The sequence below is a fragment of the Pseudomonas sp. GB2N2 genome (assembly GCF_054897705.1).
In genome coordinates, this window is sequence record NZ_CM142701.1 from 3475143 (window position 1) to 3497881 (window position 22739).

18 protein-coding genes are annotated in these 22739 nt (G+C 60.9%); 12 read left to right on the forward strand and 6 right to left on the reverse strand.

Going from position 1 to position 22739, the window contains the following annotated elements; translation table 11 throughout:
• Positions 1 to 8: 8 nt before the first annotated feature.
• From algG to ACYZT4_RS16180, 9 genes are all read left to right on the forward strand, one after another.
• A complete protein-coding gene (gene algG / locus ACYZT4_RS16140) occupies positions 9 to 1583 on the forward strand; it encodes a mannuronan 5-epimerase AlgG (protein WP_461981229.1) in 1575 nt (524 codons plus the stop codon).
• A 10-nt stretch (positions 1584 to 1593) separates the two neighbouring features.
• The gene (locus tag ACYZT4_RS16145; protein WP_461981231.1) at positions 1594 to 3042 is read left to right on the forward strand and encodes an alginate O-acetyltransferase; all 1449 of its coding nucleotides are present in this window, start codon (positions 1594 to 1596) and stop codon (positions 3040 to 3042) included.
• Between the two features lie 20 nt (positions 3043 to 3062).
• The gene (locus tag ACYZT4_RS16150) at positions 3063 to 4187 is read left to right on the forward strand and encodes a mannuronate-specific alginate lyase (protein ID WP_461981233.1); all 1125 of its coding nucleotides are present in this window, start codon (positions 3063 to 3065) and stop codon (positions 4185 to 4187) included.
• A 213-nt stretch (positions 4188 to 4400) separates the two neighbouring features.
• Positions 4401 to 5978: an MBOAT family O-acyltransferase gene (locus tag ACYZT4_RS16155; RefSeq protein WP_461981235.1), complete on the forward strand. Its 1578-nt coding sequence runs from the start codon at positions 4401 to 4403 to the stop codon at positions 5976 to 5978.
• 11 nt (positions 5979 to 5989) lie between these two features.
• A complete protein-coding gene (locus ACYZT4_RS16160) occupies positions 5990 to 7165 on the forward strand; it encodes an alginate O-acetyltransferase (RefSeq protein WP_461981237.1) in 1176 nt (391 codons plus the stop codon).
• A gap of 17 nt (positions 7166 to 7182) precedes the next feature.
• Positions 7183 to 7836: an alginate O-acetyltransferase AlgF gene (locus ACYZT4_RS16165; protein WP_461981239.1), complete on the forward strand. Its 654-nt coding sequence runs from the start codon at positions 7183 to 7185 to the stop codon at positions 7834 to 7836.
• Positions 7837 to 7942: 106 nt separating this feature from the next.
• Positions 7943 to 9394 (forward strand): mannose-1-phosphate guanylyltransferase/mannose-6-phosphate isomerase, encoded by a 1452-nt coding sequence (locus ACYZT4_RS16170; RefSeq protein ID WP_461981241.1) that lies wholly within the window; start codon positions 7943 to 7945, stop codon positions 9392 to 9394.
• 190 nt (positions 9395 to 9584) lie between these two features.
• Positions 9585 to 10049 carry a multidrug transporter gene (locus ACYZT4_RS16175; protein WP_461981243.1) on the forward strand — a complete coding sequence of 155 codons (465 nt, stop codon included), beginning with the start codon at positions 9585 to 9587 and terminating at the stop codon, positions 10047 to 10049.
• 32 nt (positions 10050 to 10081) lie between these two features.
• Positions 10082 to 10906 (forward strand): SDR family oxidoreductase, encoded by an 825-nt coding sequence (locus ACYZT4_RS16180; protein WP_461981245.1) that lies wholly within the window; start codon positions 10082 to 10084, stop codon positions 10904 to 10906.
• 102 nt (positions 10907 to 11008) lie between these two features.
• On the opposite strand, the gene ACYZT4_RS16185 is transcribed toward ACYZT4_RS16180, so the two are convergent.
• From ACYZT4_RS16185 to ACYZT4_RS16200, 4 genes are all read right to left on the reverse strand, one after another.
• A complete protein-coding gene (locus tag ACYZT4_RS16185) occupies positions 11009 to 11857 on the reverse strand; it encodes an efflux RND transporter periplasmic adaptor subunit (RefSeq protein ID WP_461981247.1) in 849 nt (282 codons plus the stop codon).
• Between the two features lie 25 nt (positions 11858 to 11882).
• Positions 11883 to 12083 carry a DUF1656 domain-containing protein gene (locus ACYZT4_RS16190; protein WP_131063469.1) on the reverse strand — a complete coding sequence of 67 codons (201 nt, stop codon included), beginning with the start codon at positions 12081 to 12083 and terminating at the stop codon, positions 11883 to 11885.
• Positions 12073 to 14256 (reverse strand): FUSC family protein, encoded by a 2184-nt coding sequence (locus tag ACYZT4_RS16195; RefSeq protein WP_461981249.1) that lies wholly within the window; start codon positions 14254 to 14256, stop codon positions 12073 to 12075. The genes ACYZT4_RS16190 and ACYZT4_RS16195 overlap by 11 nt, the downstream gene beginning before the upstream one ends.
• Positions 14257 to 14394: 138 nt before the next feature.
• A complete protein-coding gene (locus tag ACYZT4_RS16200) occupies positions 14395 to 15906 on the reverse strand; it encodes an efflux transporter outer membrane subunit (protein WP_461981251.1) in 1512 nt (503 codons plus the stop codon).
• A gap of 191 nt (positions 15907 to 16097) precedes the next feature.
• Between ACYZT4_RS16200 and ACYZT4_RS16205 the strand changes: the two genes are divergently transcribed.
• The gene (locus ACYZT4_RS16205; RefSeq protein WP_461981253.1) at positions 16098 to 17066 is read left to right on the forward strand and encodes a LysR family transcriptional regulator; all 969 of its coding nucleotides are present in this window, start codon (positions 16098 to 16100) and stop codon (positions 17064 to 17066) included.
• Between the two features lie 88 nt (positions 17067 to 17154).
• Positions 17155 to 18129, forward strand: coding sequence for a 2-hydroxyacid dehydrogenase (locus ACYZT4_RS16210; protein WP_461981255.1), 975 nt, complete (start codon positions 17155 to 17157; stop codon positions 18127 to 18129).
• Between the two features lie 57 nt (positions 18130 to 18186).
• Here the strand turns inward: ACYZT4_RS16210 and ACYZT4_RS16215 are convergent, their stop codons facing one another.
• Entirely contained in the window at positions 18187 to 19089 is a 903-nt protein-coding gene (locus tag ACYZT4_RS16215) for a DMT family transporter (protein ID WP_461981257.1), read from the reverse strand.
• A 138-nt stretch (positions 19090 to 19227) separates the two neighbouring features.
• On the opposite strand from ACYZT4_RS16215, the gene ACYZT4_RS16220 reads away from it, so the two are divergent.
• On the forward strand, positions 19228 to 20103 hold the full coding sequence (locus ACYZT4_RS16220) for a helix-turn-helix domain-containing protein (RefSeq protein ID WP_461981259.1): 876 nt from the start codon (positions 19228 to 19230) through the stop codon (positions 20101 to 20103).
• Between the two features lie 105 nt (positions 20104 to 20208).
• On the opposite strand, the gene ACYZT4_RS16225 is transcribed toward ACYZT4_RS16220, so the two are convergent.
• Positions 20209 to 22632 carry a TonB-dependent siderophore receptor gene (locus tag ACYZT4_RS16225; protein WP_461981261.1) on the reverse strand — a complete coding sequence of 808 codons (2424 nt, stop codon included), beginning with the start codon at positions 22630 to 22632 and terminating at the stop codon, positions 20209 to 20211.
• Positions 22633 to 22739 lie beyond the last annotated feature (107 nt).

Below are 22739 nucleotides of genomic sequence, written 5' to 3' on the forward strand. Positions count from 1 at the left end.
TGCCCGACATGAACAATCCGAAGCGAGGTTCGATCACCTTGCTGGCCGGCGCGATGCTGCTGGTAAGCGGCGCCGCCTTCGCCAATGCGGAGCCGGCGCCGAAGCCGGTGACCGTGGTCAAGGAGCTGCAACAGGCCAAGACCTATACCGTCAGTAGCGCGCCCACTGCGCCGCTGGAACTGGCGAAACCGAAAGTGCCGGACACTTCCGGCTACACCGCCGAAGCCATCGCTGCGAAAATCGTGCGCACCAAGGCCGGCAAAATCAGCGTGCGCCGGATGATGCAGGAAAACGCGCTGAAGGATTTCATCGGCGGTGACAACAAGATGGCCGAATGGGTGGTGCGTCAGCACGGCATCCCGCAGGCGATCTTCATCGACGACGGCTACATGAACCTCAAGGACCTGGCGAAGAAGCTGCCCAAGCAGTACTTCAGCGAAACCTCGCCGGGCGTGTTCCTGGCGAAGTTGCCGATTGTCGTTGGTGAAAAAGGCATCCTCGAAATCGACAAGCAGACCCAGGAATTGCGCCTGTCCCAAGAGGCCGGTTCGTTCCTGGTCAATGACGGCCAGCTGTTTGTGCGTGATACCAAAATCACTGGCTGGCGCGAGAAGGACAACGGCCCGGCGACCTTCAAGTCGCCCAAGGAATTCCGTCCGTTCCTGCTGTCCTGGGGCGGCACTCAGACGTACATCGCCAACAGCAAGATCGCCAGTTTCGGTTACGCCAACAGTAAGTCCTACGGCGTGAGTATTTCCCAATACACGCCGAACATGGCCAAGGTGCTCAAGCGTCCCGAGCCGAGCGGCTGGATCGTCGGTTCCGAGTTTTCGGACATGTGGTACGGCTTCTACTGCTACGAGACCCGCGACTTCGTGGTCAAGGGCAACACCTACAAAGACAACATCGTTTACGGCATCGACCCGCATGACCGTTCCCACGGTCTGATCATCGCCGACAACACGGTTTACGGGACCAAGAAGAAGCACGGGATCATTATTTCCCGTGAGGTCAACGACAGCTTCATCTTCAACAACCGCAGTTTCGACAACAAATTGTCCGGCCTGGTGATCGACCGAAACAGCGTGAACAACCTCGTCGCCTACAACGAGATCTACAAGAACCACACCGATGGCATCACGATTTACGAGAGTGCCGACAACCTGATCTACGGCAACAAGGTGATCAGCAACCGTCGCCATGGCATTCGGATTCGTAACAGCGTGAACATCCGCCTCTACGAAAACCTGTCGATGGCCAACGGCCTGACCGGCGTCTACGGCCACATCAAGGACCTGAGCGACACCGACCGCGACATCAAGCTCGATCCGTTCGATGCCGAAGTGTCGTTGATCATTGTCGGCGGCGAACTGGCCGGCAACGGCAGCGGCCCGCTGTCCATCGACTCGCCGCTGAGCGTCGAACTGTATCGCGTGTCCATGCTCGCCCCGACCAAATCCAGCGGCATCAGCTTCAACGGGATTCTAGGTGAGCGTCAGGATGAAATTCTCGACCTGCTGGTGCGCCAGCAGAAAGCCGTGCTGATCGACCCTGTCGAACGCCAGACCGAAATGCGGGACTGAGGATAATTTTATGCACTCACACTTGATCAAATTACTCAGCCTGTCGGCCCTGACCGCCGGCATTCTCGCGGCCAGCGGCGGTGTTCGCGCCGATGAAGCCAAGGCTCCCGAGTTCAGCGCCGAGCCGTGCTGCAACCTCTGCCCCGAAGCCCACGACGCGAAGAACTACACCACGCGTTATCAGCAGAACTTCACCACGTTGGTGCAGGCCCAGGGCGACTGGCTGTTCCGTACGCAGGAAGACTTGCGCACCGAATTCGACACTTCGCCCGCCGGCTACAAACGCATGAAAGAACTGCACGAAGCGTTCAAGAGCAAAGGCGTGGAACTCGTCGTTGTTTACCAGCCCACCCGTGGCCTGGTGAACCGCAACAAGCTCAACCCGGACGACAAGGCCAAGTACGATTTCGACAAGGCGCTGAAGAACTACAAGACCATGCTCGGGCGTTTTGCCGCCATGGGTTATGTAGTGCCGGACCTGTCGCCACTGACCAACGAGTCGCTGCCCGACACCCTGCCCGCCCACGACTTCTACTTTCGCGGCGACCAGCACTGGACGCCGTATGGCGCCCAGCGCACCGCAAAAATCGTCGGCGAGAAAATCAAGCAAATGCCTGAATTTGCTGACATTCCAAAACGCGAATTCGAGAGCCACAGGTCGGGTCGCATGGGCAAGACCGGAACATTGCACAACATGGCCGGTCAACTCTGTGGCACCAGCTACGCGATCCAGTACATGGATCAATTCACCACCGAGCCGAAGGGCGAAGCGGCGGATGGCGATCTGTTCAGCGACTCCGGCAACCCGGAGATCACGCTGGTCGGCACCAGCCACAGTGGCAAGAACTACAACTTCGCCGGTTTCCTCGAAGAGGCGATCGGCGCCGACATCCTCAACGTGGCGTTCCCCGGCGGTGGCCTGGAAGGTTCGATGCTGCAGTACCTGGGCAGCGAAGAGTTCCAGACCAAGCCGCCGAAGATTTTGATCTGGGAATTCTCGCCGCTCTACCGCCTCGACCAGGAAACCATCTACCGCCAGATGATGGCGCTGCTGGACAACGGTTGCGAAGGCAAAGATGCACAGATGACCGGCAGCAAGACATTGAAGCCGGGCAAGAACGAATTGATGGTCAACAGCAACAACCTGAATCTGCAAAACAGCAGCCATCAGGTCGACATCCGCTTCGCCGATCCGTCGGTGAAAATCCTGCAAGCCACCCTCTGGTACATGAACGGTCGCCACGAGGACATCAAAATCGAAAAACCGGAAACCTCCGACACCGACGGGCGTTTCGCTTTCGAGTTGCGCACGGACGAAGACTGGGCCTCGCAGAATCTGCTGGCCGTCGAAGTCCAGGGCCCTGAAGCAGGTGCCGCGCCACAGAAGGTCGAAGCGAAAATCTGCAAACGCAATGTATTCCCTGGCGCTGGGCAACGTACCGCTCAAGCCGGGCAGTGAGGCAATCTCTTATGACATGCATGCAAACCCGAACTTTGAAAAAGTTGCTCGCACCTTCCCTGCTGGCCCTGGCGATGTTCGCCGGCGCCACCCAGGCCGCCGCGCCACTGCGCCCGCCACAGGGTTACTTCGCGCCGATCGAAAAAGTCAAAACCGGCGACAGCAGCGAAGGCTGTGATGCGATGCCGACGCCTTACACCGGCTCGCTGCAATTTCGCAGCAAGTACGAAGGTTCCGACAAGGCTCGTTCGACCCTGAACGAGGTCTCGGAAAAAGCCTTCCGCGACACCACGGCTGACATCACCAAGATTGAGCGCGGCACCAGCAAGCGCGTGATGCAGTTCATGCGTGACGGCCGCCCGGAACAGCTCGAATGCACCCTGAGCTGGTTGACCGCGTGGGCCAAGGCCGATGCGTTGATGTCCAAGGACTTCAACCACACCGGCAAGTCCATGCGCAAATGGGCGCTGGGCAGCATGGCGTCCTCGTACATTCGCCTGAAGTTCTCCGACTCGCATCCGCTGGCCAACCATCAGCAAGAGTCGCAGTTGATTGAAGCCTGGTTCAGCAAAATGGCCGATCAGGTGGTCAGCGACTGGGACAACCTGCCGCTGGAAAAAACCAACAACCATTCGTACTGGGCGGCCTGGTCGGTGATGGCAACGTCGATCGCGACCAACCGCCGCGACCTGTTTGACTGGGCCGTGAAGGAATACAAGGTGGGCGCCAATCAGGTCGACGCCGACGGTTTCCTGCCGAACGAATTGAAGCGCCAGCAACGCGCCCTCGCCTATCACAACTACGCCTTGCCGCCCTTGGCGATGATCGCCAGTTTTGCTCAGGTGAATGGTGTGGATCTGCGCCAGGAAAACAACGGTGCGCTGAAACGCCTGGGTGATCGCGTGTTGGCCGGGGTCAAAGACCCGGACATCTTCGAGAAGAAAAACGGCAAGGATCAGGACATGACCGACCTTAAGGTCGACTCGAAATTCGCCTGGCTCGAACCGTTCTGCACGCTCTACACCTGCGCCCCGGATGTGCTGGAGAAAAAGCACGGGATGCAGCCGTTCAAGACCTTCCGCCTCGGGGGTGACCTGACCAAGGTCTACGACCCGGCCAACGAAAAAGGCAACAAGGGTTCTTAGCGCCAAACACAAACCTCTGTAGGAGTGAGCCTGCTCGCGATTGCGGTCTGACATTGAACATTGATGTCGACTGACACACCCTCATCGCGAGCAGGCTCACGCCTACAAGAGGCAGTGCAAGATTTGAGTTGAGTGATATTCCCCCGGGTTTTCGGTTGGGGGGTTTGGGGGGGCTGCGGCCCTTGACTGTTGGTTAAACATGGAGAGACCGGGATGGTATTTTCATCCAACGTGTTCCTGTTTTTGTTCCTGCCGATCTTTCTCGGCATGTACTACTTGAGCGGAATACGCTATCGCAACTTGCTGCTGCTGATCGCCAGCTATGTGTTTTATGCCTGGTGGCGCGTGGACTTTCTCGCGTTGTTCGCAGCGGTCACGCTGTGGAACTACTGGATCGGCCTCAAAGTCGGCGCCGCTGGTGTGCGCACCAAACCTGCCCAGCGCTGGCTGCTGCTTGGCGTGGGCGTCGACCTGTGCATCCTCGGCTACTTCAAGTACGCCAACTTTGGCGTCGACAGCATCAACGCAATGATGACGTCGGTTGGCCTGTCGCCGTTCATCCTGACCCACGTGCTGTTGCCGATCGGAATCTCGTTCTACATCTTCGAGTCCATCAGCTACATCATCGACGTCTACCGCGGCGACACCCCGGCAACCCGCAACCTGATCGACTTCGCGGCGTTCGTGGCGATTTTCCCGCACTTGATCGCCGGCCCGGTATTGCGTTTCCGCGATCTCGCCGACCAGTTCAACAACCGCACCCACACCCTCGACAAGTTCTCCGAAGGTGCCACGCGGTTCATGCAGGGTTTCATCAAGAAGGTCTTTATCGCCGACACCCTCGCGGTGGTCGCCGACCATTGCTTCGCCTTGCACAACCCGACCACCGGCGACGCCTGGCTCGGTGCGCTGGCGTACACCGCGCAACTGTATTTCGACTTCTCCGGTTACAGCGACATGGCCATCGGCCTGGGCTTGATGATGGGTTTCCGCTTCATGGAAAACTTCAAGCAGCCGTACATCAGCCAGTCGATCACCGAGTTCTGGCGGCGCTGGCACATCAGCCTGTCCACCTGGCTGCGTGACTACCTGTACATCACGCTGGGCGGTAACCGCAAAGGCACGCTGATGACCTATCGCAACCTGTTCCTGACCATGTTGCTCGGTGGTCTGTGGCACGGCGCGAACATCACCTACATCGTCTGGGGTGCGTGGCACGGCATGTGGCTGGCGATTGAAAAAGCCCTCGGCCTCAACACCTCGCCGCGCAGCATCAACCCGATCCGCTGGGCGCTGACCTTCCTGCTGGTAGTGATGGGCTGGGTGATCTTCCGTTCGGAAAACCTGCACGTCGCCGGCCGCATGTACGGCGCGATGTTCAGCTTTGGCGAATGGTCGCTGTCGGAACTCAACCAGGCCAGCCTCACCGGCCTGCAAGTGGCAACCCTGGTGGTGGCGTACGCAACCCTGGCGTTCTTCGGCATCCGTGATTTCTACAGCAACCTGCCACCGGAAAAGACCAAGCCTGCTATCAACGTAGACGCTAACGTCGAGGCCGATGGCCCTGCCGCTGCGACGCCTGGAATGATCAAAGCCGTACCGGGTGACAACCCGGCCAGCATCCACCAACCGGGTTACACCGTGGGCGTTGAAGCCACCGTGCAACCGGCCTACTGGACCGCTGACTGGTCGCGCTACGTGATGCGCACGCTGGTACTGCTGCTGTTCATCGCTTCGATTTTCAAACTCTCGGCGCAAAGCTTCTCGCCGTTTCTTTACTTCCAGTTCTGAGGGATCTGACCATGACCCGCTCATTACGCATCTTCTACATCAGCCTGTTTATGGTGACCTTGCTGGTCCTGGGGCTGTGGTCGACGCGAAGCTTCCTCGGCTTCAGCACCAACGCCGACGCGACCGTGCTCAACGGTCGCTGGACCAAGGCTGTCGAAACCCACTACGACGACGAGTTCCCGATCAAGCGCCTGGGCACCAACCTCTGGGCCGCGCTGGATTTCAAACTGTTCAACGAAGGTCGTCCGGGCGTCGTGCTCGGTCGCGACCAGTGGTTGTACAGCGATGAAGAATTCAACCCGATCGTCAACGAAGAATTGAACCTGCAAGGCAACTACGCGCTGGTCGAAGGCGTACGCCAGGAACTGAAAAACAAAGGCGTGAAACTGGTCATGGCGATCGTGCCAGCCAAGACCCGCCTGTACCCGGAACACCTGGGCGACGTGAAGCCTTCGAGCATTCACGCCAACCTGTATGAGGACTTCCACGCGCGTGTGGCGGCCGACAAGATCATCGCGCCTGACCTGCTTATCCCGCTGCAAAAGGGCAAGTTGAACGGTCAGCAAGTGTTCCTGCGCACCGACACCCACTGGACCCCGGAAGGTGCGCAAATCGCCGCCGAAACCTTGGCCAAGACCATTGCCGAGAAAACTCCGCTCAGCGGCGAGCCTCAGCGCTTCGTCACCGAGCCGGCAGAGAAAGTGACTCACAAGGGTGACTTGCGCCTGTTCTTGCCACTGGACCCGCTGTTCGAAAACCTGATGCCGCCCGCCGAGCCGTTGCAGAAGCGCAACACCGTGGCGGCGGGCGATCAGGCCGGTGGTGATGACGCCTTGTTCGCCAACACCGAAGTGCCGGTGGCCCTGATCGGCACCAGCTACAGCGCCAATCCGAACTGGAACTTCGTCGGTGCGCTGAAAGAAGCGCTGCACAGCGACGTGGTCAATTACGCCGAAGACGGCCACGGCCCGATTCTGCCAATGCTCAGCTACCTGAAAAGCGATGCCTTCAAGAACAGCCCGCCACAAGTGCTGATCTGGGAGTTTCCTGAACGTTATCTGCCTGTGAACAACGAAATCGGCGACGCCGACCCGCAGTGGGTCGCAGCGCTCAAAGAAGCCGGCGCCCGCCAACAAAACGTAGCCGCAAACACTAAATCCGAGACGCCCGACCGGGCGCAAAACTGAAAGAGAGAGGTATTACCATGACTTTCACTACTACTCCTCGCCGTCTCGCCAAGACCTTTGCACTCGTTGCAGGCATGAGCGTGTTGTCGATGTCCGCCTTCGCTGGCGACGCCGCGCTCTACGGCCCGACCGCACCAAAAGGTTCGAGCTTCGTGCGTGTGTATAACGCCGGTAACGCTGAAGTCAGCGCCACCGTCGGCACCACCAACCTGGCCGATGTCGCGCCGCTGTCCAGCACCGACTTCAGCTTCATGCCGGGCGGCGACTACAGCGCCAAGGTCGGCAGCCAGTCCCTGCCGGTGAAACTGGCCGGCGATCACTATTACACCCTGGTCAACAACGCCAGCGGCGCGCCGCAACTGATCGAAGAGCCGCCGTTCAAGAACAAGCAGAAATCCCTGGTTCGCGTACAGAACCTGAGCGACAAGGCCCTGACCCTGAAAACCGCTGACGGCAAGACCGAAGTCGTGCCGGCCGTGGCCGCCAAGGGCCGTGGCGAGCGTGAAATCAACCCGGTAAAAGTCAGCCTGGCGCTATACGATGGCGCAACGAAAGTCGGCGACGTGAAACCGGTTGCCCTGGAACGCGGTGAGGCCGCGGTGCTGTACGTCACCGGTAACGGCAGCAGCCTGTCACCAGTCTGGGTAAAACGCCCGGTTTCGACACGCTAAGCGCGAGCTATTAACTACAAGCCACAAGCCACAAGCTTCAAGAGAAGCGCATCTAACTTGCCGCTTGAAGCTTGCAGCTTTCAACTGCATTTTTAGGAGTAACAACATGATTCCGGTGATCTTGTCAGGTGGTAGTGGCTCACGTCTTTGGCCGCTTTCGCGTAAGCAATTCCCTAAACAGTTCCTCGCTTTGACCGGCGAGCACACGTTGTTCCAGCAAACGTTGGAACGCCTGGTGTTCGAAGGCATGGACACTCCGATCGTGGTCTGCAACAAAGACCACCGCTTTATCGTCAACGATCAACTGAGCACCCGCAAACTGCAAACCCAGCGCATCCTGATGGAACCGTTCGGCCGCAACACTGCGCCGGCCGTGGCCCTGACTGCGATGATGCTGATCAATGAGGGGCGCGACGAATTGATGTTGGTGCTGCCGGCCGACCACGTGCTGGAAGATCAGAAAGCCCTGCAACGCGCCCTGGCCCTGGCCACCGTCGCTGCCGAAAACGGCGAAATGGTGCTGTTTGGCGTCCCGGCGACCAAACCGGAGACCGGCTACGGCTACATCAAGTCGACCAACGACTCGCTGCTGCCGGAAGGCGTCAGCCGCGTCTCGCACTTTGTCGAAAAACCGGACGTGAAACGCGCCACCGAGTTCGTCCAGTCCGGCGGCTATTTCTGGAACAGCGGCATGTTCCTGTTCCGCGCCAGCCGCTTCCTCGAAGAGCTGAAAAAACACGATCCGGACATCTACGACACCTGCCTGCTGACCCTTGAGCGCAGCGAGCAGGACGCCGACACCGTCACCATCGACGAAGCCACTTTCGCCTGCTGCCCGGACAATTCCATCGACTATTCCGTCATGGAAAAAACCCAGCGCGCCTGCGTCGTACCGCTGACCGCCGGCTGGAGCGATGTCGGTTGCTGGTCGTCGCTGTGGGAAGTCAACGAAAAAGACGCCAACGGTAACGTCACCAAGGGCGACGTGGTCATTCAGGACAGCAAGAACTGCATGATCCACGGCAACGGCAAACTGGTGTCGGTGATCGGCCTGGAAAACATCGTGGTCGTCGAAACCAAGGACGCCATGATGATCGCCCACAAGGACTCGGTCCAAGGCGTGAAACAGATGGTCAACACCCTCAACGAACAGGGCCGCAGCGAAACCCAGAACCACTGCGAAGTCTATCGTCCGTGGGGTTCCTACGACTCGGTGGACATGGGCGGTCGCTTCCAGGTCAAGCACATCTCGGTCAAACCGGGCGCGTGCCTGTCGCTGCAAATGCACCACCACCGCGCCGAACACTGGATCGTGGTCAGCGGCACGGCTGAAGTGACCTGCGACGAGAACGTGTTCCTGCTGTGTGAAAACCAGTCGACCTACATTCCGATCGCTTCGGTGCACCGTTTGCGCAACCCGGGCAAGATTCCACTCGAGATCATCGAAGTGCAATCGGGCAGCTATCTGGGTGAAGACGATATCGAGCGATTTGAAGATATCTATGGTCGGTCGACACCGATCGAGCGTGGCGTGTCGGTGAAAACTATCGCGCAGTAAGCGTTCGGCAACACAAGAAGCCCCCTTCCAACCCGCTGCGATTCCCCATCCGCAGCGGGTTGGGCGGGGGCTTTTTTGTCCGGGTTCTTTTTTGTTTGCTCTGGCCCCTTCGCGAGCAAGCCTCAAGCCCATCGCCAACCGCACCCACGCTTAGGTAGGATGACCGTCTCCCCTCCCGAGGTTTCGCGTCATGTTCATCGGCGTCCTGCTGGTCATCACCTGGCTGATCCTGCTGCTGCGTTACCCGTCCAAGGCCCTGCCCGTCTCGGTCGCGGCCGCCATCGGCTTGGGCCTGGTCGCCACCTGGGTGATCTGGCTGGACAATCGCGAGGTCAAGCAACTGGCGCGCCTGGAACTGCGCATTACCTACGCCCCGGAACAATGCCCGGCGGATCGTCCGTTGCAGCTGAAAATGAACAACGGCAACGACGTGCCGCTGACCGAACTGCGTTGGCTCATCGCCGCTTACGCCCCCGGCGACACCGTCAACCTCGCCGACAATCAATATGCCGCACCACGTTACCGCGGCCCCGGCGAATTGCAGGCCGGTGCGAATTGGGAAGACTGTTTGCCACTGCCGCCCCTGCGCCCCGGTTACCGCCCGCAAACCCTGGAGTTTCGCGCCGAGCGATTGCAGGGTAGTTTCTCTGACTGATTCCCTTCTCTCTTTTGCACAAGGACCGCGCCATGCCCGTTGCATTGATTACCGGTTGTTCCAGCGGCATTGGCCGCGCCCTCGCCGACGCCTTCAAAGCAGCGGGTTATCAGGTCTGGGCCAGTGCCCGCAAGGTTGAAGACGTGGCGGTTTTACAAGCGGCGGGGTTCACCGCCGTGCAACTGGACGTCAACGATGGTGCCGCACTCGAGCAGTTGAGCGAGCAGATCAATCAACAGCATGGCGGCCTCGATGTCCTGATCAATAATGCCGGATATGGCGCGATGGGGCCGCTGCTGGACGGCGGCGTGCCGGCCATGCAGCGTCAGTTTGAAACCAATGTGTTTGCCATCGTTGGCGTCACACGCGCGCTGTTCCCGATGCTGCGCCGTGCCAAGGGGCTGGTGGTGAACATCGGCAGCGTGTCAGGGGTGTTGGTCACGCCGTTCGCCGGTGCTTACTGCGCATCCAAAGCCGCCGTGCATGCCTTGAGCGACGCCTTGCGCATGGAACTGGCGCCGTTTGGTGTGCGGGTGATGGAAGTTCAGCCGGGGGCGATTGCTTCCAGTTTTGCCAAGAATGCCGGGGCGCAGGCGGAACAGTTGATCGGCGAGCAGTCGCCGTGGTTTCCGTTGCGTGAAGGGATTCGGGCCAGAGCCAAGGCGTCTCAGGACAACCCGACGCCGGCCAGTGAATTTGCCGCTGGTTTGCTCAAGGCTGCACAGCAGGGCAAACCACCGCGGTTGATTCGCCTGGGCAACGGCAGCCGGGCGTTGCCGTTGTTGGCGGGGTTGTTGCCGAAGGGGTTGCTGGAGTCGGAGTTGATGAAGCGGTTTGGGTTGAGTGGGCAGCTCTGAAACCGAGGTGACGCCATCGCGAGCAGGCTCACTCCTACAGGGAAAATGCATTCCAAATGTAGGAGTGAGCCTGCTCGCGATGGCGTCGACCCGGTCTAAAAGCTAATAAACCACAACGGTGCAGGTGATCCCCGCCGCCAGCAACACCCCGTCCGGCACCTCATCAATGTGAATCCGTACCGGCACTCGCTGCGCCAGCCGCACCCAGTTGAAGGTCGGGTTCACATCGGCGATCAGTTCACGGCTCTCCGGATTGTCGCGGTCGTAGATCCCGCGCGAAATGCTTTCCACGTGCCCCTTCAACACTTCCCCACTCATCAGCTGCATGTCGGCCTTGTCGCCCACCCGCACGTGGGGCAACTTGGTTTCTTCGAAAAAGCCATACACCCAGAACGAATTCATGTCGACCACGGCCATTTTCGCTTCGCCGATGCGTGCATAGTCGCCGCGATGGACGTTAAGGTTGGTCACGTAGCCGTCCACGGCCGCGCGCACTTCGGTGCGTTTCAGGTTCAGTTCGGCGGCTTCCAGTTGCGCCTGGGCGTGCTGGTAATCGGCCAGGGCCGAGTCGGCGATGTTGCTCGCGTCGTCGCGGTTTTCCCTGGAGATGACCAAGGCGTCCATGTCGGCGCGGCGGTGGGCGTTGACCTTGCGCATCTCCCACGTCGACTTGCGTGAGGCCACCAGCGCTTGCGCTTGTTTGACCGCGATTCGGTAATGCTCGGGGTCGATGCGCATCAGCAGATCGCCCTTCTTCACCTGCTGGTTATCGCGCACCGGCACGTCCACCACTTCCCCGGTGACGTCGGCGGCAACGTTGATGATGTCGGCACGCACCCGACCGTCGCGGGTCCACGGCGTGTCCATGTAATGCACCCACAGGGTCCGGCCAATCCAGATCGCGAGGGCCAGCACCAGCAGGGTCGCGAGCAGGCTGAAGAGCTTTTTCATCAAAACCTTCTTTAGTGATGGAGAGTCAACGGTAGACAGTCAGCGCCAGGGCGCCGAACAGACAGGTAAACAGACTCAGGCGCAGCAGCGCCGGGTGCCAGAAGAAGCGGTACAGATCGAAACCGGACAGAAACCGGTCCAGCACCCAGGCCAGCGCCGCGGCGATGAAAAACATCAGCGTCATGGTCGGCATGTACACGCCGTGGAAGGCGATTTCACGAGGCATGTTCAAGTCCTTCAGACGGGGCTTTCACGTAAGCGGCGAGCGGTGATTGCGGGTCGAGCAACGAGGTGCGGATAAAGTGCAGGTAGCTTTTCACCCGGCGTAACGCGGAGGTGTCGAAGTGCGGGGCGAAGGGTTCGTCAGTGGCTTGCACGCGGCTGATCGCATGGTCGACCGCAATCAATCCGCGCTCCAGATTGCTCTGGCTCGGCTGCAGAAACAGGCGCACCAGCGAGCGGCCCATCACGCGGATCGACTGGCGCCACGGTTGCGACTCGGCATACGCCGGGTGCACCGGCAGGATCGCCTGCTCCTTGCGCAATTCGATGATCGCGTGACCGACTTCCAGCACCACCAACATCCAGCGCAACAAGTCCCGTTGCACCTGCGGCGAACCGGCGGCCAGCCCGTAAGCCTGATGCAGCAAGTCCCGCGTGCGGCTTTCAAAACTCGACGCCAGGCCCTTGAGCTTGCCGCTGATCGCATACACCACTTGCCCGCGCAGATCCTGCTCCAGCCGCCGCCATAACCAGCGACTGTTGGGCGGCAGAATGATCGCCCCCGCAGCGGCGCACACCAGCATGCCGAGGACCATGGCGATGTAGTCGTTGATGAAGGTGTAAGGGTTGTACAGGGTGAGGTTGTCCGGCACCGAACCGGTGCTGAAGAAGATCAGCAAACCAAGGCCGACCCCGGCGTATTGCGGGCGCGAGGTCAGGAACGAGCCGAGCACGATCACCGGCGCGAGCATCACGCATAGCAACGGGAAACCGTCGATCCACGGGAAGATGAAAAACATCTCGACGAAGCCGATCAGTGCACCGAGGAACGTGCCGCAGGCCATTTGAAAGGCCATGCGTTTCGGGTTCGGTGTCGCCGCAGAAAGGCCCACGGTGGCGGCGGCAATCAACGTCATGGTCGCGCCGCTCGGCCACGCGGTGGCGACCCAGTAACTGCCCAATACGACGAGAATGAACGCCGCGCGAATCCCCGAAGCGGCGGATGCCATCCAGTTGGTTTGCGAGGTGAAGGGCTCGTTCCATTGCTCGCGTTCATGACGGTGATCGGCGAGGGACGCGTGGGTCTGCGCATAACTGTGAAGGTCGTCGACGAAGCGGTAGAGCAGCTCGTAGGCGGTGTGAAAATCCAGCTGCTCGGCGTCGCTTGGGTCGCTCTCCTGGAACGTTGCCCGCAAGCTGCGAACCCTCGCCGGCAGCCTTTCCTTATAGATATTGAGCGCGGTCACCAGACGTGCCGCATCAGGGCTGGTCATCGCGCGACCACTGAACCCGTCGAGCATTTCGGCGAGGTCCTGCAAGCCCGGTTTGATCGCCGCAACCACCTGATCGGCGCCGCTGCTGTGCAAGCGTTCGAGCAACTGATGCAAGGCGTTGAAGCGGGTGGTGACGCCCATGAATTCGCTGTTCAGACGGCTCAACCGGCCGTTGCGCCGACGCATGTGCGGGTCTTCAAACACGGTGACGCTGCGCAATCCTTCCAGGCCAACGGCTTCGGCGATGAAGCGCACGTTGCTCGCTTCGAAAGCCAGGCGTTTGCTGCGGCCGCGCAAGCCGTCGGTGACGAACAGCGCAAACACGCCGAAGCGCTGATACAAGGCGTTGCGCATGGCGGCGCTGGCGGTTTGCGGCAGGATCGCGGCGCTGACCAACGTCGAGCAAATAATCCCCAGGGAGATTTCCAGCACCCGCCATACGGCGGCCATGAACGCGCCGTCCGGATGCGCCAGGGCCGGCAGGCCGACCATCGCCGCGGTGTAACCGGCCAGCACAAAACCGTAGGCGCGGAAGTTGCGATAACGCGCCGCACCCGCCGTACAGAGGCCGACCCAGATCGCCAGCGCGCCGAGGAACAGTTCGGTGTTTTGCGCGAACAAGGCAATCAGCGCCACCATCACTGCCGAGCCGGTCAAGGTGCCGAGAAAGCGGTAGAAGCTTTTGGCGAACACCTGGCCGCTTTGCGGCTGCATGACGATGAACACGGTGATCATCGCCGTGCGCGGTTGCGGCAACTCCAGGCGCATGGCCAGCCACAGGGTCAGGAACGCGGCGAGCAACACCTTGAAGATGTAGACCCAGGTCACGCCATCACTGCGTGCCCAGTCGGAGAAGCCTCGGCGCCATTCGAGGGAGTAGAGCCAGCGCAGCGATGGCGTCATGGATTCGTGCTCATACAATTAAATCCGGCCGCCGCCCCTGTAGGAGTGAGCCTGCTCGCGATAGCGGTGGGTCAGGCAATAAAGATGCTGAATGACCCACCGCTATCGCGAGCAGGCTCACTCCCACAGGATGGGTGTTCAATTCAGGAGGCTCGTCAAAGTGGCCGGGGCTTTGGGTGCGGCGGTCTTGGCGGCGTCCGGCACATCATTGCCGGCACCCAGCCCGCCACCAAGCGCCGTCACCAGTTCGGCGTGGGCGCGCAGGCGCGCGGCCTGAACCTGCTGCTGGATTTGCTGCTGCTTGAACAACAAGGTCTGGGCATTGAGCACGTTGAGGTAATCGGTCAGCCCGCGCTGCCAGGCGATCATCGCGATGTCGTAGGTCTTCTGCGCCGTGGCGACCGACTCGGCGGCGAAGGTTTGCTGCTTGTCCATGGACTCGCGGCGGATCAACTGGTCGGAGATATTCTTCAGCGCATTGACCAGCGTCTGGTTGTACCGGCCCACGGCGATGTCATAGCCGGCGGAGGCTTCACCCAACTCGGAACGCAGGCGGCCGCCGTCGAAGATCGGCAACGAGATCGCCGGGCCGACGCTGTAGTTGAGCTTCTTGCCAGTAAGGAATTCCAGCGCCCCGCCGCCGGTGGCCATGTAGCCGAGGCTGCCGACCAGATCGACGTTGGGATAGAAACCGGCATGCGCGACATCGATTCCCCGCGCCTGCGCCGCCACTTGCCAGCGGCTGGCAACCACATCCGGGCGCTGGCCGAGCAACTGCGCCGGCAACGACGAGGGCAGTTTCAACGCCGCGCCCAACGCGAGTGTCGGTCGTTGCAACTGCGCCCCGTCGCCCGGTCCTTTGCCGGCCAGGGCCGCGAGTTGATTGCGGCTCAGGGCGATTTCTTCGTCGAGCGCATCGAGCTGGCGGTGGGTTTCCGGCAGCGGAGTTTCGGCCTGGCTGACTTCGAAATGCGTGCCGAGGCCGCCGTTCAAACGTTTCTGCGCGAGGTCGAGAATCTGTTGTTGCTGTTTTTGCGTCGCGACGACGATGTCACGCTGCGCGTAGTGCAGCGACAGTTCGATGTAGGCGCGCACGATGTTGTTCTGCAATTCGAGTTGGGCCTGGCGGGCTTCGGCAGCGCTCATGTGCGCCAGGTCCACGGCGCGTTCGCTGGCATTGCTTTCGCGGCCCCAGAGGTCGAGGGCGTAGCTGAAACCCAGCGCGGCGTTGTTGTCCCAGGTCGTCGTGTTGGCCAATTTGCCCGGCCCGTAGAACTGATCGGTGGGCCAGTTGTGGCGCTTCAGGGTGGACTCGCCATTAATCTGCAGCGATTCGGCGGACTCGGCAATGCCGGCCATCGATCTGGCCTGACGCACGCGCGCGGCGGCCATGGCCATGCTCGGGCTGCCTTTCAGCGCAAGGTCGATCCAGCGGTTCAGTTGCGGGTCGCCATAAGCCTGCCACCATTGCGCGGTGGGCCAGTGAGCGTCTTGCGCGGCGCTTTGGATGGTGGCGTCGGTGGCCAGTGAATCGGCCTGCAGTGCTTTGTCCTGCGGGGCAATGCCGGCGGTACCAATGCAGCCGCTGATTGCCAGGGTTAAAGCCAAAACACTGAGCGTCTGAAGCGCTCTGTTGATGCGACGCGGCACTGCGGTGATTTCCTGAGAGGACGGGGTTGTACGATCGGCGTAATTCTAGGGGGCGGTCTGGATGGCGATAAGCCGGGAATCCTGTGAATCTTTGTTACCGTTAGCGCGATAATCCCTTGGTCCATCTTTAGTCGCCTGTAAAAAATCGGCAACTTCGTGTCACAATTTGTCATTCGACAAGAGAGCACCCCATGGACACTTTGCAAAACATGCGCGCCTTCAGTTACGTGGCCGAGGCCGGCAGCTTCACCGCCGCCGCCGTGCAACTGGACACCACCACGGCCAACGTCTCGCGCGCGGTCTCCAACCTGGAAGCCCACCTGCAAACCCGCCTGCTCAACCGCACCACCCGTCGCATCGCCCTGACCGAGGCCGGCAAGCGCTACCTGTTGCGCTGCGAACAGATCCTCGCCTACGTCGAAGAAGCCGAGGCCGAAGCCAGCGACGCCCACGCCCGTCCGGCCGGGCAGCTGAAAGTGCACACCATGACCGGTATCGGCCAGCACTTCGTGATCGATGCGATCGCCCGGTATCGCAAGACCCATCCCGACGTCACCTTCGACCTGACCATGGCCAACCGCGTACCGGACCTGCTCGACGAGGGTTACGACGTGTCCATCGTCCTCGCCAGTGAACTCCCGGATTCAGGCTTCGTGTCTCAGCGCCTGGGCATCACCTACAGCATTGTCTGTGCCTCGCCGGCCTATGTGAAAGCCAACGGTTGCGCGCACAAGCCCAGCGATTTGTTGAACCACGCCTGCCTGCGCCTGGTGAGCCCGGTGATCCCGCTGGAAAAATGGACCTTCGACGGTCCGGAAGGTCAGGAGATGGTCACCATTAACAGCTCGCCGTTCCTGGTGAACTCCGCCGACGCGATGAAAACCGCGATCACCAGCGGCATGGGGGTTGGCGTGTTGCCGGTGTATGCAGCGATCGAAGGGTTGCGCAACGGCTCGCTGGTGCGAGTTATGCCGAACTACCGGTCGCAGGAACTGAACCTGTATGCGATCTATCCGTCGCGGCAATACCTGGATGCAAAGATCAAGACCTGGGTTGAGTACCTGCGTGGGTCGTTGCCGGAGATCCTCGCGGCGCATCAGGCGGAACTGGCGGCGTATGAACTGAGCGGCAGCCTGGGCGGCGCACGGTTGGCCAACTGACACAGTCGGTTGATCCGGGCACTCGCACAACCGAGGAGAAGAATGTTAGCGTGCTTGGCATTCTCCACGCCCGACGAGCCCTCCTCCCATGAAAAAGACCGTCCTCGCTTTCAGTCGCGTCACTCCCGAAATGATCGAACGCCTCAAGCAGGACTTCGATGTCATCGTGCCTGATCCGAAACATGGCGACATCAACGCCCAGTTCAACGAAGCCCTGCCCCACGCCCACGGTCTGATCGGCGTAGGCCGCAAACTCGGGCGCGCGCAACTGGAGAACGCCAGCAAGCTGGAAGTGGTGTCCAGCGTGTCTGTTGGCTATGACAACTACGACGTCGCCTACTTCAACGAACGCGGAATCATGCTGACCAACACCCCCGACGTGCTGACTGAAAGCACCGCCGACCTGGCCTTTTCCCTGATCATGAGCAGCGCCCGCCGCGTCGCCGAACTGGACGCCTGGACCAAGGCCGGCCAATGGCAAGCCACCGTGGGCCCTCAGTTGTTCGGCACTGATGTCTACGGCAAGACCCTGGGCATCGTCGGCATGGGCAATATCGGCGCGGCCATCGCCCGTCGCGGTCGGCTCGGTTTCAACATGCCGATTCTCTACAGTGGCAACAGCCGCAAAACTGCGCTGGAACAAGAACTCGGCGCACAGTTCCGCAGCCTCGATGAGCTGCTGGCCGAAGCCGATTTCGTCTGCCTGGTGGTGCCGCTCAGTGAAAAAACCAAACACTTGATCAGCCGCCGGGAATTGGCGCTGATGAAACCGGGCGCGATTCTGATCAACATCGCCCGCGGCCCGGTGGTGGACGAACCGGCGCTGATCGAGGCGCTACAAAACAACCAGATCCGTGGCGCCGGACTCGACGTCTACGAGAAAGAACCGCTGGCCGAATCGCCGCTGTTCCAGCTCAAAAACGCAGTGACCTTGCCGCACATCGGCTCGGCCACCCACGAAACCCGTGAAGCGATGGCCAACCGTGCCTTGGCCAACCTGCGCAGCGCCTTGCTGGGTGAGCGGCCGCAGGATCTGGTGAACCCGCACGTCTGGAAAGGCTGACGAAAACGGGCGGACGCTTATAACGTCCGCCCGTTGCGCCCCATCAACCCAACAGCGTCAGGCCAGTTTGCCGTTGCCCTGCACCATTGGCGCCTTGGGTTTACGGAACACCAGCACGTTGCCCAGCATCACCAGCACCAGCCCGCCGAGCGCTGGTGCAGTCCACTGGTAGCCTTCGGCAAACGCCGACACATTCAGCGCCACCACCGGGAACAACACCGTGCAATACGCTGCGCGTTCGGGCCCCATGCGCCCGACCAGCGTCAGGTAGGCGGTGAAGCCGATCACCGAACCCGGAATCACCAGGTACAACAGCGAGCCGATGTAGCGCGCATTCCACTCGATATCGAACGGAATCCCTTTGACCAGGCACCACACCGACAGCATCGCCGCGCCATAGGCCATGCCCCAGGCGTTGGTGGTAAGCGGCCTCAGACCGGCTTTCTGCTGCAGGCTCGACAGCATGTTGCCCGCCGAGAAACATAGCGTGCCGAGCAGCGCCAGGCCCAGGCCCAGCAAGGTTTCCGGGCTGGCAGTGTGGCCGGCCAGTTCAGGCCAGAACAGCAGGCCCAACCCAAGCAGGCCAAGCGCGCCGCCCATCAGCACGTTGCGGGCGATTTTCTGACCGAAGAACACCCGCGCATTCAGGGCGTTCCACAAGGTCGCGGTGGAAAACACCACCGCCACCAGACCGCTGGGAATCCACTGGCTGGCCGTCAGGAAGCACATGAAGTTGATGCAAAACAGGCACAAGCCCTGCGCCAGGCAGATCAGATGCCCACGACGGTTCATCACTTGCAGCTTGCGGCTGAGCAACAGCATGGCGAACAGCACCAGCGCCGCAAGGCCGAAGCGATAGACGATCGACACCGCAATAGCGACCACGCCCAGTTGCCATTTCAAGGCAATCCAGGTGGTGCCCCAGATCAGCACGGTCAGCAAGTACAACGACAGGTTCATGGCAAAGACTCCTCGATAGGTCATCAGTGTCCTGCGAAGTCCTCTCGATCACTTGCATAAACTTGCGCTTTTGTCGGCTCATGGGCTGGCACGCCGATGTCTACGGAGTAGGATTGCATTCGTTGGAGAGAACCGATCATGCCCGCACTGGAAACCCTGCAAGTCTTTCAAGCCCTCAACCGCTCGCCCAATGCTCGCCTCGAGCACAGCGCCGAGCTCGGTGACGGCATGGCTGCAGCCTTGTGGAGCAACCATCACGACGCCCAGGATTACGAAGCGCCGAGCCACCACACGCTGTCGTGCTACATCGCCGGCGGCACCGGGACCTTTCGCCGCGACCAGCCGGGCACCAAGGGCGGCCCGGATAAACTGTGCGTATTGCCCGCCGACCATCAGTCCGGCTGGGTGATCAACGGCGACATTCGCCTGGCCCATCTGTATTTCAGCCCCGAACAATTTGCCCTCGGCTGCGTCACGCTGCTGGACCGCGAACCCCGTGAACTGCAATTGCGCGAAGGGACTTTTCTCGACGACCCGCAGCAAGCCCGGCGTTTTCACCAAATGCTCAGCCTCAATTGGGAAGAACCCGGCGAACGGCTGCTGACCAGCAGTCTGGCCCATGAAATGCTCAGCCACGCGTTACTCAGCCAGGTCGGCATGCGCGAGGGCTTGCGGCTCAGGGGCGGATTGGCGGCTCATCAGCGCCGGCAGTTGGTAGAGTTCATCGACAGTCGGTTGGCCGAGGCGATCAGCTTGGGGCAATTGTCGGGTATGTGCGCGTTGTCGGAGTATCACTTTGCGCGGATGTTCCGCGAGAGCTTCGGGTTGCCGCCGCATCAATATGTGTTGGCGCGACGGATGAGCCGGGCGCGGGATTTGTTGCGTTCGACCTCGCAGCCGTTGGGCGAGATAGCGCTGGCGTGCGGGTTTGCCAGTGCCAGTCACTTTACCAATCGGTTTCGGCAGGTTCTGGGCGGTACGCCTGGCGAGTATCGGCAGGCATTTTTGCGCTGACCCAAAGGACGCCATCGCTGGCAAGCCAGCTCCCACAGGTTTTTGTGTCGACGCAAACCCTGTGGGAGCTGGCTTGCCAGCGATGAACGATAACGCGGTCTGTGGTCAGAACTCCAGAGTGCTGGACAGCGAAACCTGCCGCGAATCCCCCATCGACACAAAGAACCGGCTCGCCGCCGAGGTGTAGTAGGTGCGATCGAACAGGTTCTTCACGTTCAACTGAAACTTAACCTTCTGCCCTTCAACCTTGGTGTCGTAGGTCGCGAAAGCATCGGCCACGGTGTAGCTCGGCAGGTCGAAATCATTCACCGCATTCCCCGCCCGCTCACCGACATAGCGCGCACCCGCGCCCACCCTGAACTGATCGCCACCAACGATGGTGCCGAAGTCGTAGACCGCTGACAGCGAGCCACTGTTCTTCGCCACGTTTTGCAGTTTTTTACCTTTGTAGGTCGGGTCCTCGGTCACTTCGGCGTCGGTGTAGGCATAGCTGCCGATCATGCTCCAGCGGTCGCTGAGCTGTCCGGTCAAATCCACTTCCAGACCACGGGAACGGACTTCGCCGGCCGCGCTGTACAGGGTCACCGGACCTTCGGCATTGGCCACCAGCACGTTGCGTTTCTTGATGTCGAACAGCGCAACGTTCCCTGTCAAACGGCCCGGAATATCCAGCTTGGCCCCGACTTCCCAGGACTTGGCTTCTTCCGGCGCAATGCTGCCGTCGAGCACCGTGCTGCTTCCGCTCAACGGGGCGATGGTCGAGTTGGGTTTGAACGATTCGGTGTAGCTGCCGTAGAACGACAACGCATCGGTGTACTTGTAAACCAGGCCGGCGCGCGGCACCCACTTCTGGCCGTTGCTGTCGGTGTTGGCCTGGAACGGCACGCCTTTGCCGGCGTACTGGTCGTACGCCTGGAAACGTCCGCCCGCCACCAGAATCCACTGGTCGGTGAGGTGGACCGAGTCCTGCAGAAACAACGAATCGCTGCGCAGCAGATCGGTCTGCGCACTGTCCGCCGGGCTGACCGTGCTACCGACAACTTCACGGCCATAGACCGGGTTGAGGTAACTGAAGGTGGTCAGGCTTTTCTGGCGGATCAGGTCTTCGCGGTAGATCTTGCGGTACTCGTCATCGACACCGAACACCAGGTCATGCTGCATGCCCAGCACATTGACCTTGCCTTCGAGGCTGGCGGTGGCGAAGCGGTCGGTGCTGATCGCGTTTTGGGTGCCGTCCATGCTGCGGGTCAGCGTGCCATTGCTGGTGTTGATGGCGGTAACGCGAACCTGGCTGGCGTCGTAGGTTTCACGGTTCCAGCTGTAGCCGAAATGCGCTTTCCAGTTGTCGTTGAGTTCGTGGTCGGCCTCGAAGTGATACAGGTCCGAGCGCCCTTCCATGTTGTTGAACGGCTCGTCGAGACGGCGCTCGCGGGATATGTCCAGCGGATGGTTGTCGCGCGGGTCGATCAGCGTGCCACGGTCGAACGGGGTCAGGAATTCTCGGTGCTCATAGGCGAACAACAACGTGGTGCGTTCGCCGTACCAGGCCAGGGACGGCGCCACCAGGGTCTCGCGGTGGGTGCCGAAGTTGCGCCAGTAATCTTCGTCTTCGTGGTCCAGCACCATGCGATACGCCAGCCCGGAATCACCGAGGGCACCGGTGCTGTCGAGGCCGCCGCCGCTGCCGTTTTTGCCATCGCCGTAGGTCGAGCCACGCAGGGTCAACGCGTTGTACTGCTCAAGTTCGGGTTTCTTGCTGACCAGGTTGACCACGCCGCCCGGGTCCTGAATGCCATAGAGCAACGAGGCCGGGCCCTTGAGCACTTCGATGCGGTCGACGGTGGCGTTGAGGCCACGGCCCTGCACGATCGGCATGCCGTCGCGCATGATCGAACCGTTGCGGTTGTCGCCGAAGCCGCGGGTCATCACCGAATCCTGGGTGCTGCCGAGGGTGTTGCCCTGGGTGATGCCGCTGACGTTGGCCAGCGCATCGTCGAGGTTGCGCGGCGCCTGGTCGCGAATGGCCTGCGCCGGGATCACGTTGATGGTCTGCGGGATGTCCTGAAGCAACGCCGAGGAGCGCATCACCGAACTGGTCGGCGGCGGCTGGTAGCTCATGCCCATCACCGAGGTGATGGTGGTAGCGCCGAGGTTCAGGGCGCCGTCGCTGGGCTGCGGCTCCAGCGCCATGGTGTGCGCATCGGTGCGACGGAAGCTCAGGCCCGAACCGCTGAGCAAACGCTGGATCGCCTGTTCGGCGCTCATCTGCCCGCTGACGGCTGGCGCGGTAATCCCGTACGGCGCTTCATCGGTGTAGACCACACTGATGCCGGTGATCCGGCTGAAATCGCTCAGGGCCTGGGGCAGCGGTTTGGCGGCCAGGGCAAAGTTGAATGGCGAGCGCTGCTGCGGGGCGCCAGCCTCGGCGGCCAGTGCCACGCTCAGGGGCAGCAACGCCAATGCCGAAAAGCTCAGCGCCGAGGCACCCAACCACTGTTTGACCGAACCCGATTTTGCCCTGGACTTCATTGCTCATGACCTGTGTAGAACCGATACGGATGCGAATGACTCGCAGTTTCAGTCACTACACGGATGGGGCCGGGGTTTACCTCACTTTCATTTTGAAAATATTTTTA

Excerpts from the sequence above, each read along its gene's own strand:
- algG (WP_461981229.1), top strand. The coding sequence starts at position 9 with ATGAACAATCCGAAGCGAGGTTCGATCACCTTGCTGGCCGGCGCGATG.
- ACYZT4_RS16145 (WP_461981231.1), top strand. The coding sequence starts at position 1,594 with ATGCACTCACACTTGATCAAATTACTCAGCCTGTCGGCCCTGACCGCC.
- ACYZT4_RS16150 (WP_461981233.1), top strand. The coding sequence starts at position 3,063 with ATGCAAACCCGAACTTTGAAAAAGTTGCTCGCACCTTCCCTGCTGGCC.
- ACYZT4_RS16155 (WP_461981235.1), top strand. The coding sequence starts at position 4,401 with ATGGTATTTTCATCCAACGTGTTCCTGTTTTTGTTCCTGCCGATCTTT.
- ACYZT4_RS16160 (WP_461981237.1), top strand. The coding sequence starts at position 5,990 with ATGACCCGCTCATTACGCATCTTCTACATCAGCCTGTTTATGGTGACC.
- ACYZT4_RS16165 (WP_461981239.1), top strand. The coding sequence starts at position 7,183 with ATGACTTTCACTACTACTCCTCGCCGTCTCGCCAAGACCTTTGCACTC.
- ACYZT4_RS16170 (WP_461981241.1), top strand. The coding sequence starts at position 7,943 with ATGATTCCGGTGATCTTGTCAGGTGGTAGTGGCTCACGTCTTTGGCCG.
- ACYZT4_RS16175 (WP_461981243.1), top strand. The coding sequence starts at position 9,585 with ATGTTCATCGGCGTCCTGCTGGTCATCACCTGGCTGATCCTGCTGCTG.
- ACYZT4_RS16180 (WP_461981245.1), top strand. The coding sequence starts at position 10,082 with ATGCCCGTTGCATTGATTACCGGTTGTTCCAGCGGCATTGGCCGCGCC.
- ACYZT4_RS16185 (WP_461981247.1), bottom strand. The coding sequence starts at position 11,857 with ATGAAAAAGCTCTTCAGCCTGCTCGCGACCCTGCTGGTGCTGGCCCTC.
- ACYZT4_RS16190 (WP_131063469.1), bottom strand. The coding sequence starts at position 12,083 with ATGCCTCGTGAAATCGCCTTCCACGGCGTGTACATGCCGACCATGACG.
- ACYZT4_RS16195 (WP_461981249.1), bottom strand. The coding sequence starts at position 14,256 with ATGACGCCATCGCTGCGCTGGCTCTACTCCCTCGAATGGCGCCGAGGC.
- ACYZT4_RS16205 (WP_461981253.1), top strand. The coding sequence starts at position 16,098 with ATGGACACTTTGCAAAACATGCGCGCCTTCAGTTACGTGGCCGAGGCC.
- ACYZT4_RS16210 (WP_461981255.1), top strand. The coding sequence starts at position 17,155 with ATGAAAAAGACCGTCCTCGCTTTCAGTCGCGTCACTCCCGAAATGATC.
- ACYZT4_RS16215 (WP_461981257.1), bottom strand. The coding sequence starts at position 19,089 with ATGAACCTGTCGTTGTACTTGCTGACCGTGCTGATCTGGGGCACCACC.
- ACYZT4_RS16220 (WP_461981259.1), top strand. The coding sequence starts at position 19,228 with ATGCCCGCACTGGAAACCCTGCAAGTCTTTCAAGCCCTCAACCGCTCG.
- ACYZT4_RS16225 (WP_461981261.1), bottom strand. The coding sequence starts at position 22,632 with ATGAAGTCCAGGGCAAAATCGGGTTCGGTCAAACAGTGGTTGGGTGCC.